This is a genomic window from Lactobacillus nasalidis, from assembly GCF_016587775.1.
Lineage (GTDB): Bacteria > Bacillota > Bacilli > Lactobacillales > Lactobacillaceae > Lactobacillus > Lactobacillus nasalidis.
Window position 1 is genome coordinate 1 of record NZ_BOCG01000144.1, and the last position, 233, is coordinate 233.

Below are 233 nucleotides of genomic sequence, written 5' to 3' on the forward strand. Positions count from 1 at the left end.
GCCGGAGAAGATAGGACGCCAGTCTTATCGGAGGCGCTGTTGGGATACTACCCTTGCTTGACGGATGCTCTAACTCAGGCGTGTAAACCAGGCCGAGGACAGTGTTTGACGGGCAGTTTGACTGGGGCGGTCGCCTCCTAAAGTGTAACGGAGGCGCCCAAAGGTTCCCTCAGAATGGTTGGAAATCATTCGCAGAGTGTAAAGGTAAAAGGGAGCTTGACTGCGAGAGAGAC

At 54.5% G+C, this 233-nt stretch carries 1 rRNA gene; it reads left to right on the forward strand.

Annotated features, from left to right (window positions below):
* Window positions 1-233, forward strand: a 23S ribosomal RNA gene (locus tag lacNas_RS02555); the annotation flags it as partial.